Origin of the sequence: Paraburkholderia sp. CI2, from assembly GCF_014201055.1 — a bacterium.
GTDB classification, from domain to species: Bacteria; Pseudomonadota; Gammaproteobacteria; order Burkholderiales; family Burkholderiaceae; genus Paraburkholderia; species Paraburkholderia tuberum.
This window is the reverse complement of record NZ_JACHDL010000015.1, coordinates 139,100-153,573: the sequence shown is the minus strand read 5'-3', so window position 1 is coordinate 153,573 and position 14,474 is coordinate 139,100. Positions and strand designations below refer to the sequence as shown.

Here is a 14,474-nt window from a genome sequence, read left to right as displayed (position 1 = left end):
AGCCCGTTATTAGCGTGAACAGGCCCTAGGCACGCGTGACTCCTACTTCACCAGCTTCGGTGTTTTCCCTGGGATGTCGGGACCGCCGCGCGTGTCGATCGGACCGTGCATCGCGCGTCGTGTGAGTAAGGGGCGAGCCGGCGTGGCCCCGCCAGGCGATTCACAAGAATCCACTCACGACGAACCACTAACAACAAGGAGCAACGACATGCGATTCATGATCATCGTCAAAGCCACGGCCGCGAGCGAAGCCGGCGAGATGCCCGAACCGTCGCTGATCGCCGCCATGGGCGCCTACCACGAAGAACTCGCGAAGGCCGGCGTGCTGCTCGACGCGACGGGCCTGCAGCCGAGCTCGAAAGGCTGGCGCGTGCGCTATAGCGGCGGCAAACGGAGCATCGTGGACGGGCCGTTCGTGGAGACCAAGGAGCTGATCGCGGGCTACACGTTGATCCAGGTGCGCTCGCGCGACGAGGCGATGGAATGGGCGCGGCGTTTTCCGGCGCCGTTCGGTGAGCACGCCGATGGCGAAATCGAAGTGCGGCAGCTGTTCGAACTCGACGACTTCGAGCCGGGGCCGGAAGTCGAGCGCTTTCACAAGCTCGAAGAAGATCGCCGCTGATTTGATGGACTACGTCTGGGAGCCCGCGTACATGGTCCTGAACGCGCAACCGCCGGCAGCAGGTGAAGGCTGACGCCGTGACGATACAGGCCACCCATCGTGCGATCGACGCTGTCTGGCGGATCGAATCCGCGAAGGTCATCGCTCACGTCGCGCGGATCGTGCGTGACGTGGGACTCGCCGAGGAACTCGCGCAGGACGCGCTGGTGGCCGCGCTCGAGCATTGGCCGGACGCGGGCGTGCCCGACAACCCCGGAGCGTGGCTGATGACCGCCGCGAAGAACCGCGCGCTCGATCGCCTGCGCCAGGAAGCGCTGCATGCGCGCAAGCGCGAGGAGCTCGGCCACGATCTCGACGCGATCGAAGCGCACGTGGTGCCCGATTTCGTCGATGCGCTCGACGCCGCGCGCGCCGACGACATCGGCGACGATCTGCTGCGGCTCATCTTCACCGCGTGCCATCCGCTGCTGTCAACCGATGCGCGCGTCGCGCTGACGCTGCGCCTGCTCGGCGGCCTCACCACCGACGAAATCGCGCGCGCGTTTCTCGTGCCGGAGCGAACCATCGCGCAGCGGATCGTGCGCGCCAAACGCACGCTGTCGGCGGCGCGCGTGCCGTTCGAGGTGCCGCAGGCGGACGCGCGCGCGGCGCGGCTCGCGTCGGTGCTGCAGGTGATCTACCTGATTTTCAACGAAGGTTATTCGGCCACGGCCGGCGACGACTGGATGCGCCCGACGCTATGCGAGGAGGCGTTGCGGCTTGGGCGCGTGTTGAGCGGACTCGCAGCCGACGAGAGCGAGGTCCACGGTCTCGTCGCGCTGATGGAGATTCAGGCGTCGCGTACGCACGCGCGCACCGACGCCCAGGGGCGTCCGGTACTGCTGCTCGATCAGGATCGCAGCCGCTGGGACCCGCTGCTGATTCGCCGCGGCTTCGCGGCGCTGGACAACGCGCATGCGCTCGGCGGCGAGAGCGGGCCGTATGCGTTGCAGGCGGCGCTCGCCGCGTGCCATGCGCGAGCGCGCCGCGCCGAGGACACCGACTGGGCGCAGATCGTCGCGCTCTACGATGCGCTGGCGCAGGTCGCGCCGTCGCCGGTAGTGGAGTTGAATCGCGCGGTCGCGGTGGGGATGGCGTTCGGGCCGGCGGCCGGACTCGAGATCGTCGATGCGCTCGCCGCCGGTTCGGCGCTCGCGAATTATCACTGGCTGCCGAGCGTGCGCGGCGATCTGCTGGTCAAGCTTGGACGCGTCGATGAAGCCCGCGTGGAGTTCGAGCGCGCCGCGGCGATGACGCGCAATACGCGCGAGCGCGAGTTGTTGCTGGAGCGTGCGCGCGGGCTCGCGGATTGAGGCTGGCACATTCGTGCTGGCACATTGGTGCTGGCACATTGGTGCTCACGCACACGTCAGTGCCGCCTCAACGAATCAGCTGCCGCACCCCCAACGCAACGATCAAGCCGCCGCACACACGATCCACCCACATCTTGCCGCGCCGATAAGCCGACGCGATGCGCTGATGCGACAGCGCCAGCGCGACGAACCCATACCAACTGCTCGCGACGACGAACACCATGCCGAGCATCGCGGTGAACGTGCCGGTACTCACATGCGCTGGCGCCGCCGACGAAAACACCGCGGCAAAAAACGCCATCGACTTCGGATTCGCGATGTTGGTCGCGAAGCCCTGCGCGAACGCCTGCCTGAAGCCGCCCGCCGGTGCCTTGACGAGCACCGCTTGCCGCGCCGCCGAGGCATTGAAGATCAGCCGCCCGCCGAACCACAGCAGGTAACACGCGCCCACGATCCTGACCACGAGCGCGAGCCACGGGAACGCGGCGAACACGATGCCGACGCCAAGAATCGCGCAGCTGGCCCAGAACAGATTGACGAGCACGATGCCGGCGACCATCGCGAGCGCTTCGATGCGCGTCGCCGAAGCCGCCTTGTGCGCGACCGCGACGAAGTTCGGGCCCGGACTCACCACGCCCGCGACATACACGGAAAACACGCCGACCACGGCGGACCCATCGATCACGACCCACTCCCGATTGCAAAGCTCTGGGTGAAAGGTAACGCGAGCATCCCGCTCATAGCCCGAAAAACGCCGCGCCCGCGGTCAAGACGCCCACTCCCGCGACGAGGTACGACAGATTGCGCAGCCAGTTCTTGCGCGTGAGCAGCGTGATCGCGCACAGCGCAATCGCGACCTGAATCAGCAGCGTCGCCTGAGCCCAGCGATGATGGCCGTGCAACAGCGTTTCGCTGCGCGTATCGGCGGCGACGACCTGTTTTTCGATCGCTTCTGCGTTCGCGCGGATCGGCTCCTTCTGCTGCTTGTATTTCTCGACGTCGGCGACGAACTTCGCGTGCGCGTCGCTATTGGGCGCCGACAGCGCCGCGCCGAGTTCCGCGAGGTTTTCCTTTTCGCCCTTCGCCTGGTAGTAGCTCCACTGGTTCGACGCTTCGGTCTTCTTGATCGCGGCTTCGTTCTTGAAGAACAGCGCGAGGTTTTCGGCGTTGCCGCTCTGGTACGCGCACAGCGCGCCGATCGTCGCGAGGATCGCGGTCATCACGGCCATGCGGCTCGCGAACGGATCGGCGTCGTGATGCGCGGCGTGGCCGGCGTGTTCGACGGCATGGTCGTGCGGACCGTGCACTTCATATTCTTCAGACATCAGATTCTCCGAGGCAATGCTTTTGTCGTTCTCGCCGGACGGGGCGGGCGCCCGGCGGCCTCAATCTTAGCGTGTCGCCGACGCCCGGAGGCCGCAGCTTCAATGCACTGTGTCAGAGGGACGGTTATTGCATGCGAATCACGACGCGCCCGCGCGTGCCGGCGGCGACCGCCTCGTAGGCTTCGCGCGCGCGGGCGAGCGGGAATTCCTGCGCGATCGCCGGGCCGCTCAGCTTGCCGTTGTCGAAGCCCTCGACGAGCGCCGTCATCAGCGGCGCCGATTCCGCGACGCCGAGCTTCGCGCTGTCGACGCCGAGCAATTGCGTCTCGTTGTGATAGAAGTCGATCAGGTCGAACTCGACGCGGCGCTTGCCGGTCCCGCTGATTTCGAGCACGCGGCCGCGCCGCTTCGCGAGACTCAGCGCGGTCTCGAACGCGACACCGCCTACCGTGTCGTACACGACTTCCGCGCCCGCGCCGCCGGTCAGCTCGCGCACGCGTGCGGCCGCGTGTTCGTCGAACGCCACGTAGGCGTCGATCAGGCGGCCCGCGGGCGTGGCGGGATCGAGCGGCCGGCGGTCGACGGCGATCACGCGCGCGCCGCGTGCTTTCGCGATCTGCACGACCGCGCCACCGACACCGCCGCTCGCGCCAAGCACGGCAATGGTCTCGCCGGCCTGCAGCTTTGCGTATTCGACGGTGCCGAGCCACGCGACCACGAAGTTCACGCCGATCGCCGCCGCCTCGACGTGGCTCAACGCCACGGGCTTGCGCGACAGCGCCGCGACCGGAATGCTGAGGTACTCGGCGTGCGTGCCGTTGCGCGTGAAGCCGATGTCGCCGCCGGTCCCCCACACCTCGGCGTCGAGCCACGCGGCCGGGCCGTCCACCACCACGCCGCTGAAGTCGCGCCCCGGCGTGCGCGGCAGCACCGTGTGTTCGAAATGGCCGGACACGTTCTTCACGTCGCTCGGATTGACCGAGGCCGCCATGACCCGCACGACCGCATGCTCCGCGTCGGCCTGCGGCGTCGGCAGATCGACGTATTCGAGCACTTCGGGGTTGCCAAAAGATTTGAACTGGATCGCTTTCATCGTGCGTGGCTCCGGTTGGTCTTGCGCCGCGTTGCGCAGCGAATGCACCGTAGTCTAAGTGATGCGAGTAAAGGCATCAGGACGACGGCTTTCAGATTTCGGACAACAACCCGCGCGCCGGGTACGCGATCACCCAGGCTCTAACCCGCCTGACCCGCCTCGTCGGCCTTCGGCGCCTGAGCATGCCGCTGGTGTTCGGCGGCCAGAAACATGTACATCGCCGGCACGACGAACAACGTGAACAGCGTGCCGATCGACATCCCGGTGAAGATCACGAGCCCCATCGCGTTGCGGCCCGCCGCACCCGCGCCCGACGCGATCACGAGCGGCACCACACCGAGCACCATCGCCGCGGTCGTCATCAGGATCGGGCGCAGCCGCACGCCCGCCGCTTCCTCGACCGCTTCGCGCTTCGCGCGACCTGCGCGCTGCAGTTCGTTGGCGAACTGCACGATCAGAATGCCGTGCTTGCTGACGAGCCCCATCAGCGTGACGAGGCCGACCTGCGTGTAGATGTTCAGCGTCGTCAGGCCGATGTTGATGAAGATCAGCGCGCCGAACAGCGCCATCGGCACAGAGATCAGGATGACGATCGGATCGCGGAAACTTTCAAATTGCGCCGCGAGCGCGAGGAACACGATGATCGTCGCGAGCAGCAGCGTGATGACGAAGCCGCCCGACTCCTGCACGAACTGGCGCGACTCTCCCGAGTAATCGGCTGAATAGCCGGCCGGCGCGACCTGCGCGGTCGCCTTGCGCAGAAAGTCGAGCACCTGGCCTTGCGACACGCCCGGCACGATCACGCCGGAGATCGTCGCCGAGTTCAACTGCTGGAAGTGGTTGATCGATTCGGGCACGACGCTGTGCCGCAGATGCGCGATCGTCGACGCCGGAATCACGTTGCCGTCCGGGGTGCGCAGATAGTAGTCGAGCACTTGCGACGGATTGAGCCGGTCGATCTGCAACACCTGCGGAATCACCTTGTACGAGCGTCCCGCAATCGAGAAGTAGTTGACGTAGCCGCCGCCCAGCGCCGACCCGAGCGCCTGTCCGACGTCGCTCTGCGACAGCCCGAGCGAGGCCACCTTGTCGCGATCGACGACGAGCGTCACTTCCGGCTTGTCGATTTTCAGGTCGTTATCGACGAAGAAGAACATGCCGCTCGCGCGCGCTTTTTCCAGCACTGCTTGCGACACCTCGTTGAGGTTTTCGAACGGCTCGGTCGTGCTGATCACGAACTGCACCGGCAAGCCCTGCGCGCCCGGCAGCGGCGGAAACTGGAACGCCGCGACGCGCGCGCCCGCGATCTGATTCCACTTCTGCTGCAACTCCTGCTGCAGCACGGTCGCGTTCTTGCCGCGCTGATCCCAGGTCTTGAACAGCACGCCGCCGATGCCCCGGTTGACAGTCGGGGAGCCCGTGAGCTGGAACATCTGCGAATATTCGGGCAGTGTCTTCGAAGCATCGAACACCTGGTCCGCGTAGGTCTGCATCTGCTGGATCGTCGCGTTGGGCGGCCCGATGATCTGCGAGAGCACGATGCCCTGGTCTTCCTGCGGCGCGAGTTCCGACTTCGAGGTCATGAACAGATACACCGTGCCGCACAGCAGTAGCGCGCCCATGATCACGAACACGGGCCAGGTGTCGAGCGTCGCATGCAACAGGCGGCCGTAGCCGCGATGCACGCGCTCGAACTGGCGGTCGACGAAACGCGCGAAACGGCCCGACTCCTGCGCGGCGCGGAAGAAGCGCGAGCACATCATCGGCGACAACGTGAGCGCGATTACGCCCGACACCGTCACCGCGCCCGCGAGCGTGAACGCGAACTCGGTGAAGAGCGCGCCCGTCAGCCCGCCCTGGAAGCCGATCGGCGCGTACACGGCGATCAGCACGACGGTCATCGCGACGATCGGGCCGCCCAGTTCGCGAGCGGCGATCAGCGCGGCGTCGAACGGTGTCCTGCCTTCGTGCTTCATGTGCCGATCGACGTTCTCGACGACGATGATCGCGTCGTCCACGACGAGCCCGATCGCGAGCACGAGTGCGAGCAGCGTGAGCAGATTGATCGAATAGCCGAGCACCTGCATCACGAAGAACGTGCCGATCAGCGACAGCGGCATCGCGATCAACGGCACGATCACCGCGCGCAAGCTGCCGAGAAACAGGAAGATCACGACGGTCACGATCACGAGCGCTTCGACGAGCGTTTTGATCACTTCCCTGATCGCGGTGTTGACGAAGTCGGTCGCGTCATAAACGATGTCGCCCGTCATGCCGGTCGGAAACTGCTTCTGCAGATCGGGAAACACGGTTTTCACGCGCTTGGCTACGTCGAGAATGTTCGCGTCCGGCGCGACCTTGATGCCGATGAACACCGAACGCTTGCCGCTGAACGCGACGTTGAAGTCGTAGCTGTCGGCGCCGAGCACGACGTTCGCGACATCCTCGAGGCGCACGATCGAGCCGTTCTTCTGCTTGACGACGAGCTGCTTGAAGTCGTCGACGGTATGCAGGTCCGTGCCCGCTTCCAGGTCGACGCTGACCATTTGCCCCTTCGTCGTGCCGAGCGTGGCGAGATAGTTGTTGTTGCCGAGCGCGGTGTACACGTCACTCGCGCTCACGCCGTGCGCGGCGAGCCGCGCCGAGTCGAGCCACGCGCGCATCGCGAACTGCCGCCCGCCCAGCACTTCGGCGGTCTGCACGCCCTGGATCGAATCGAGCTTGGGCTTGACCACGCGCAGCAGGTAATCGGTGACGTTGTTGCTTGGCAGCACGCTGCTGTAGAAGCCCATGTACATCGCGTCGGTGGTCTGCCCGGTCTGCACCGTCAGCACCGGCTGCTGCGCCTGCGGCGGCAACTGGTTGCGCACCGAGCCGATCTGCGTGTTGATCTCGGTCAGCGCGCGGTTCGCATCGTAGTTCAGACGCAGCGTCGCGATGATCGTCGACACGCCCGTGATACTCGTCGACGACATGTAGTCGATGCCCTGCGCCTGCGCGATCGCCGCTTCGAGCGGCTGCGTGATGAAGCCGGCGATGGTGTCCGAGTTCGCGCCATAGTAGGCCGTCGTGATCGTGACGACCGCGTTCTCGGTCTGCGGATACTGGCTGACCTTCAGCACCGCGAGCGCGCGCAACCCGAGCACGAGGATCAGCAGGCTCACGACCGAAGCGAGTACCGGCCGGCGAATGAAGATGTCCGTGAACATGGTCGGGCGGCCTCGCTTATTGTTCCTGCGGCGTCGGATTCGGACTGTCCGACGGCTGCACGCGGTTGTCGATGATCAGCGGCGTGCCGTTCTTGAGCTTGATCTGGCCGCTCGTCACGACCTGCGTGCCGTCGTCGATGCCCTTCAGAATCGCCACCTGGTCGCCGCGCGTCGGCCCCGGCGTTACGAACACCTGCTGCGCGACGGGCAGCGTCTTGCCCTGCGCGTTGGGCTGCGTGCCGGGCTTCACGATGAACACGGTCGCGCCGTACGGGTTGTAGGTGATCGCCGTTTGCGGCAGGGTCAGGTAGCGCTGTTCGGCGCCCGAGTCGATCTTCACGTTCGCGTACATGCCGGGCAGCAGCTTGCGCTCGCGATTGTCGACGCTCGCCTCGATCTGCACGTTGCGCGTCGCGCTGTCGACTTTCGGGCTCACCGACTGGATCTTGCCGGTGAAGGTTTTCCCGCTGTACGCGTTGGTGTCGACGCTGACGGTCGCGCCGATCGCGAGCTGGCCGAGCTGTTGTTGCGGTACCGAGAAGTCGGCGTAGATCGGATCGATGGCTTGCAGCGTGACGATCGCGTCGCCGGGATTCAGGTATTGCCCCGGATTGATCGTCGTGATGCCGAGGCGCCCCGCGAACGGCGCACGAATCGTCTTCTTGTCGACGAGCGCCTGCTGTTGCGCGACCTGCGCCTTCTTGCCCTTGAGGTCGGCCGCATCGGCGTCGAGCTGCGCCTTCGCGATCGCCTTGATGTCGTACTGCGCGCGGTCGCGCTCGTAGACCGTCTGCGCGAGTTGGGCCGCGGCCTGCAACGATTGCAGCAGCGCGACGTCGCTGTCGGCGTTGAGTCGCACGAGGATCTGTCCGGCTTTCGCTTCCTGCCCCGACACGAACGCGACCTCGCGCACGAGGCCGGCGACTTCGGTCGTCACGTCTACGCCGCGCACCGCGCGCAGGCTGCCGACCGCCGCGAGCTGCGGCTGCCACGACTGATAGTGGACCACCACCGCCGAGACCGTGGCGGGCGGCGCGGTGTTGGCCGCCATGAACTTCGCGAACATGTGCGCGCGGAGCAGGTTGAAGCCGACCAGCGCGGCGAGCAGCAGGCCGACGCTGATCAACATGATCACCATCCGCTTTGTCATCGGTTTTCTTTCGGCCATCGTGATGTCCTTGCTCGGCTTGGGGCGAGGGCTGGGGTTGCGTCAGGGCACGGTCAATGTGGCGTTGCGGCGGTTGCCGTCGTTGCCGATGGCGACGACGTGTTCGACGCGCTCGCCGCCGCGGCGGCCGGCGCGGCCGCGGACTCGGGCGCGCCGGCATTCCACCAGCCGCCGCCGAGCGCCTGGAACAGCGCCGCCGTGTCGGCGTAACGCGCGGCCTGCGCCTGCGCGAGACTCACGACCGTTTGCTGATACTGGCGTTGCGCGTCGAGCAGCGCGAGGTAGCTGACACCGCCGACGCGATACTGTCCGCGCGTCAATTCGAGCGAATCGCTCGCGGCGCGCGACGCGTCGGTCTGCGCCTTGAGGCCGGTTGCGTCGTGTTCGAGCGCGCGCAGCGTGTCCGCAACGTTCTGGAACGCGAGCAGCACCGTCTCGCGGTATTGCGCGCCGGCCTGCTCGTAGGCGGCCTCGGCCGCGCGCTTCTGCGCGCTCAGCTGGCCGCCGTGAAAGACCGGTTGCAGCAAGCCCGCGCCGATGCTCCAGAGCGTGCTGCCGGCCCTGAGCACCTGCGCGGGCGTCAACGCTTCGGCGCCGTAGCTCGCCGACAGCGTGATCTGCGGATACATCGCCGCGGTCGCGACGCCGACCTGCGCGCTCGCCTGATGCAGCGTGGCGTCGGCGGCAAGGATGTCGGGGCGCTGGTGCACCAGCGACGACGGCAGGCTCACGGGCAGCGTGTCGGGCAGCGAGAACATGTCGAGCGTGAAGCCGGGCACCGAGGTATCGCTCGGCAGCTTGCCGGCGAGTACCGCAAGCTGATGGCGCGCCTGATCGAGCTGCTGTTGCAGCGGCGGCAGCGTCGCGCGGGTCTGCGCGAGCAGCGTTTCCTGCGCGAGCACGGCCGTGCGGCTCACGCCGCCGAGTGAGAATTGCTGGTCGAGCACGTTCAGCTGCTGCTCTTCCTCGGTAGCGATCCGCTCGGTCGCGTCGATCTGCGCGCGCACCGACGCTTCCTTGACCGCCGCGGTCACGATGTTGGCCGATATCGTGAGATAGGCGGCCTGCAGCTGGAAGCGCTGATAGTCGATCTGCGCATGCAGCGCTTCGAGTTCGCGCCGCGCGCCGCCGAACACGTCCAGCTTGTACGAGACGTTGACCGACGCGTTGTAGAGATTGAATTCCTCGACGAGGCCGGGCTCGCCGAACGCGATGCCGTTGATCTTTTCGCGCGTGGCGCTCAGTTGCGCGTCGACGCTCGGCAGCAAGGTGCCGCCGGCTTGCGCGATGTAATTCTCGCGAGCCTGTCGCAACGCCGCCTGCGCGGCGGCCATGTTCGGACTGTTGGCGATCGCCTCGCGGATCAGTGCGTCGAGCGGCTCGCAATGAAACAGCGTCCACCATGCGGCGGGAATGTCCTGGGCCGGCGCGAAACGCTGCGGCAGGCCTGCGGGGCCGGGCGCGGAGGCGGTCTGGTCGGGCAGCGGCGTGGTGGTGAAGGTGTCGGTGGCCGGCGCGGGCGGCGCGTGGTAGTCGGGGCCGACCATGCAGCCGGCCAGCGCGACGCAGCTGCACAGCGCAACGTAGAGGCGCCGCCAGACAATACGCTGACTCACGTCGATCATCGATCTACCTTGTATCGCCAGTGGCGGGTGGACCGGACGAAGATGTTCAGGTCACCCGAACGTTCCTGGAGTTGTCTTGCCGACGCTGGAATTTACCATGCACGGCGCGAACCGCGCTTGGCCTCGCGTTCGCTGGCCGACGAGGGTGGATACGAGATCGCGTAGGAGGGCGGTGATGGCAGGCGGTGCTACCGCTGTCTGCCACGCCCGGAGCGGCATTCACGACAATTTCACGGATTCGGGCACGCGGTTGGCTCGGCATCGCGCTTGGCGAACTGGTCGAGCTGTTGCCTGGTTATCGATCGTCTGGTTTTACCGGGCCTCGTCCGCCTCTAGGCGCTGCGCGATCAGATCGGCGAGCCGCTCGACCTGCTGCCCTTGCGCATCGAAATTGCCCGCGTCGAGCCACCGCTCATAGCAAGAGCGCAATGCCGGCCACTCGCTGTCGATGATCGAAAACCACGCCGTGTCGCGATTGCGCTCGCGATAGACGATCGCCTGCCGGAAGATCCCCTCGAACGTAAATCCATAGCGCAACGCGGCCTTGCGCGACGGCTCGTTGAGCGAATCGCATTTCCATTCGAAGCGCCGATAACCGAGCTTGTCGAACACTTCGCCTAGCAGCAGGTACATCGCATCGGTCGCGATGCGCGTGCGCTTGAGCCGCGGCGAATACGTGACGTGGCCGACTTCGATCACGCCGTTGGCCGGATCGATCCGCATCAGCGAGAGCGTGCCGACCGGCTTGCCCGTCGCCAGGTCGATGACCGCGTAGTGCAGCGGATCTTTCGATGCCGCCATCTGCGTCAGACGCTCACGATAGGCCGCGAGACTGTCGAACGGGCCGACCGCCAGATAGGTCCAGTCGCGGCCGTCGGTGGCCGAGCCGTACGCATCGAAGAGGTCGGCCGCGTGGCGCTCGACGTCGACCGCTTCGAGCCGGCAATAGCGGCCGCCGAGCGGCTCGCGGCCCGGCGGCTGCGCGCCGTGCCAGCCGGGCAGGGGCGCGCCGATTGGCTGGCCGTAGGCGTTACGTGTGGGTTCCATGTCTGTTTTCCTGTCGATGAATGGGCGATGCCGGAGGATGCCGATGCGTGTCGATGCAGGAACGATACGGCAAACGTGGTATGTTCAAAAGATCCACGACGTGCTTATTCGATAGGTCCAGCCACCATGATCGAGATCATCGGACCGCTCGTCCATGCGGACGACGCGTTCGCCGCGTTCGCCGCGAGCGGCGCCAGCGGCGCCAGCGGGGCCAAGCGGCCCGCGCCGCTGCAAAAGCAGCTGATCGAACGTCTGCAGCAGGCGATTCTCGCCGGTCGTCTGCCGGCCGGGTCGCTGCTGCCGTCGTCGCGGCTGCTCGCCGCCGAGATGGGCGTGTCGCGCAACACGGCCGTGATCGCTTACGAGCATCTCGCCGCGGTCGGCTACGTAATCGCCGATCGCCAGGGCACGCGCGTGAGCCCGCTGTCGAGCCCCGCCGCGCGCGGCGAGCGGGCGGCGGCGTCGGCCGCGCCGGAGGTCGTATACGCGGCGCGCCTCGAGCAGTTCGCGGCGTCGCACAATCACGCCGACAACGCGTACGCGCTGACCCCCGGCACGCCCGCGCTGGACCGTTTCCCGCTTGCCACGTGGCGGCGCGCGCTCGAACGTGCGATGGAGCGTGCATTACCACGCGCGCTCGGCTACGGCATGCCGGCCGGCGAGCCCGCGCTGCGCGACGCGATCGCCGCGCATCTGCGGATGGCGCGCGGCGTGCGCTGCGATGGCTCGCAGGTCGTGATCACCGAGGGCGCGCAGGAGGCGCTGAACCTGTGCGTGCGACTGCTGACCAATCCCGGCGATATCGCATGGATCGAGGACCCCGGCTATCGCGGCGCGAAGGCCGCTTTCAACGCGGGCGACTTGCGCACGCTGCCGATTCCCGTCGACGCCGAAGGCATGTCCGTGCCGGCCGACGCGTGGCACACGCATCCGCCGAAACTGATCTACACGTCTCCCGCGCATCAGTATCCGACCGGCGCGGTGCTGTCGGTGGCGCGGCGGCTTGCGCTGATTGCCGAGGCGCGGCGCTGCGGCGCGTGGCTGATCGAGGACGATTACGACGGCGAGGTGCGTCACACCGGCGAGCCGATCGCGAGCATGCAGGGCCTCGTCGACGCGGCGCCCGTGCTGTACGTCGGCTCGTTCAGCAAGACGATGTTTCCGGCGCTGCGCATCGGCTTCGTCGTGCTGCCTCGCGCGATCGCGGCGCACGCCGCTGTTGCGCTGCAAGAGATGCTGCGCGGCGGGCATCGGCTGGAGCAGCTGGCGCTCGCGCATTTCATCGAAAGCGGCGAATTCGGGCGGCATCTCGGGCGGATGCGGCGGCTGTACCGCGAGCGGCAGCAGGCGCTGCGCGACGCGCTGGCCGAGCATTTTCCGGCGGCGACGATTCTTGGCGGCGATTGCGGCATGCATCTGACGCTGCGGCTGCCGGCGTCGCTCGACGATCGCGCGCTCACTGCGCGGGCGCAGGCGCTGGGGTTGAGTCCGCGCGCGCTGTCGGGGTTTTCGATCGGGGCGTCGGAGCAGACGAACGGGCTCGTGATCGGGTATGGCAATACGGAGGCGGAGCGCTTGGGGCCCGCGGTGAAAGCGCTGGCGGAGGTAGTGCGGGAGATGCAGGGCGAGGCGCGACCGGCTGCGAAGCACGCGACAAAACAGGGCGGAAAACCCGTCGTCCGGCCCCGCAAAAAAACCGCCCCGCCACGCCGCACGCCCGCCACTCCGGGCATGTAAGTTTTACGTTTGTCCGCCTGGCCCATGTCGCGCTATCGTGTCGTATGCGCGGCGACTTCGCAGTTCCGATGTGCTGGTTTGCCCGCATGTGCCGCGGTTGCCCGTCCCGTCGCGCGGCGGGTGCGGCGCCGGCGATGGGCACGAACAATGCGTTCAGTGTGGTTATCGATGACGATCTATCCGACCGGAGACGACATGAAGGAAATCGAACCGACCCCGTGGTTTGACCTTGCCATCCATACGCCCGTACGCGAAGGCTGGTACGAAGTGCAGTTGGCGAGCGGGGACACGGCGTTTGCGAAATTTGGCGACGGCGTGTGGACCGAAAAGCCGTTGCTCGTATTCACGCACTGGCGCGGCCTGTCCGCCGATCCCTCGAAAGCCGCGGACGGCGCGGCCGAGTCGGTCGGCGCCGAAGCCACCGCGGCGCAAGGCGTGCGCGCCGCCTGGAACGCGTTCTTCCCGGGACTCGGCGACGAGCAGCACAAGCCGCTCAATGCGGTGCCGAACGGCAAGGTGCCGCATTGAGGGTCCCTTGAAATTCGCTTGAAGTCCGGTCGGGCGACGGCTTGTGGGCCGCCGCCCGGCAGTTCGATTCGGCCGCCATCCGCGCGTGGTTCGAATCGCTCTCGTATCGCTCGGGCCTGCGCCGCGTCGCATTTCTTCCGCCCCGCTACAATCAGCGTCATCCTTTCGACGCCATCACGATGCCATGAACGCCACCCGAGAAACCGTGGAATTGTCGCGCGCGACTCAACTGCTCAATCACGGACCCGTCACGCTGATCACGAGCGCACACGATGGTCGTTCGAACGTGATGGCCGCGTCATGGGCGATGCCGCTCGACTTCAATCCGCCGAAGGTGGTGGTGGTCGTGGATAGCCGCACACTGACGCGTCGCCTGATCGAAGCGAGCGGCGTGTTCGGGCTGCAGTTGCCGAGCCGCGGTTTCGCCGCGCAAACGCTCGCGGTCGGCACGCACGCGGGCGTCGAACTCGACAAGTTCTCCGCGTTCGATCTCGAGACCTTCCGCGCGCAAAAAATCGACGTGCCGATGCTGGCCGGCTGCATCACCTGGATGGAATGCAAGGTGATTCCGGACGACAGCCAACGGCACGATCTGATCATCGGCGAGGTGGTCGCCGCGTATGCGGATAGCCGCGTGTATTCGCGCAACCGCTGGCATTTCGGCGACGATCCCGACCTGCGCACATGCCATTACGTGGCCGGCGGTACCTTCTTCGCGACGGGCGATGCATTCGAGGTGGCGCCCGTCGCGGCCTCCGCGCAGTGACC

12 protein-coding genes are annotated in these 14,474 nt (G+C 66.7%); 5 read left to right on the top strand and 7 right to left on the bottom strand.

The features are described 5' to 3' along the window. Positions 1 to 208 precede the first annotated feature (208 nt). Positions 209 to 622, top strand: a complete 414-nt coding sequence (locus HDG32_RS21160) for a YciI family protein (RefSeq protein WP_018423912.1) — start codon at positions 209 to 211, stop codon at positions 620 to 622. A 77-nt stretch (positions 623 to 699) separates the two neighbouring features. Next, on the top strand, positions 700 to 1,974 hold the full coding sequence (locus HDG32_RS21155; RefSeq protein WP_184070442.1) for an RNA polymerase sigma factor: 1,275 nt from the start codon (positions 700 to 702) through the stop codon (positions 1,972 to 1,974). A gap of 67 nt (positions 1,975 to 2,041) precedes the next feature. On the opposite strand, the gene HDG32_RS21150 is transcribed toward HDG32_RS21155, so the two are convergent. From HDG32_RS21150 to HDG32_RS21120, 7 genes are all read right to left on the bottom strand, one after another. Beyond that, positions 2,042 to 2,659, bottom strand: coding sequence for a LysE family translocator (locus tag HDG32_RS21150; protein WP_184070440.1), 618 nt, complete (start codon positions 2,657 to 2,659; stop codon positions 2,042 to 2,044). A gap of 52 nt (positions 2,660 to 2,711) precedes the next feature. Continuing rightward, on the bottom strand, positions 2,712 to 3,299 hold the full coding sequence (locus HDG32_RS21145) for a DUF4337 domain-containing protein (protein WP_184030515.1): 588 nt from the start codon (positions 3,297 to 3,299) through the stop codon (positions 2,712 to 2,714). A gap of 124 nt (positions 3,300 to 3,423) precedes the next feature. Then, positions 3,424 to 4,392, bottom strand: coding sequence for a zinc-binding alcohol dehydrogenase family protein (locus HDG32_RS21140; RefSeq protein WP_184070439.1), 969 nt, complete (start codon positions 4,390 to 4,392; stop codon positions 3,424 to 3,426). A gap of 140 nt (positions 4,393 to 4,532) precedes the next feature. Further along, a complete protein-coding gene (locus HDG32_RS21135; protein ID WP_184070436.1) occupies positions 4,533 to 7,601 on the bottom strand; it encodes an efflux RND transporter permease subunit in 3,069 nt (1,022 codons plus the stop codon). A gap of 16 nt (positions 7,602 to 7,617) precedes the next feature. Further along, complete coding sequence (locus tag HDG32_RS21130; protein ID WP_184070434.1) at positions 7,618 to 8,769, bottom strand: efflux RND transporter periplasmic adaptor subunit; 1,152 nt, start codon at positions 8,767 to 8,769, stop codon at positions 7,618 to 7,620. Positions 8,770 to 8,822: 53 nt separating this feature from the next. Beyond that, positions 8,823 to 10,394, bottom strand: coding sequence for an efflux transporter outer membrane subunit (locus tag HDG32_RS21125; RefSeq protein WP_184070432.1), 1,572 nt, complete (start codon positions 10,392 to 10,394; stop codon positions 8,823 to 8,825). Between the two features lie 312 nt (positions 10,395 to 10,706). After that, positions 10,707 to 11,441: a GNAT family N-acetyltransferase gene (locus HDG32_RS21120; RefSeq protein ID WP_184070430.1), complete on the bottom strand. Its 735-nt coding sequence runs from the start codon at positions 11,439 to 11,441 to the stop codon at positions 10,707 to 10,709. Between the two features lie 126 nt (positions 11,442 to 11,567). On the opposite strand from HDG32_RS21120, the gene HDG32_RS21115 reads away from it, so the two are divergent. The 3 genes from HDG32_RS21115 (at position 11,568) to HDG32_RS21105 (ending at position 14,472) form a co-directional block, all read left to right on the top strand. Continuing rightward, positions 11,568 to 13,178, top strand: a complete 1,611-nt coding sequence (locus HDG32_RS21115) for a PLP-dependent aminotransferase family protein (protein ID WP_184070429.1) — start codon at positions 11,568 to 11,570, stop codon at positions 13,176 to 13,178. Positions 13,179 to 13,373: 195 nt separating this feature from the next. Further along, a complete protein-coding gene (locus tag HDG32_RS21110; protein ID WP_184070427.1) occupies positions 13,374 to 13,706 on the top strand; it encodes a hypothetical protein in 333 nt (110 codons plus the stop codon). A 184-nt stretch (positions 13,707 to 13,890) separates the two neighbouring features. After that, on the top strand, positions 13,891 to 14,472 hold the full coding sequence (locus HDG32_RS21105) for a flavin reductase family protein (RefSeq protein ID WP_018423901.1): 582 nt from the start codon (positions 13,891 to 13,893) through the stop codon (positions 14,470 to 14,472). Positions 14,473 to 14,474: the final 2 nt, after the last annotated feature.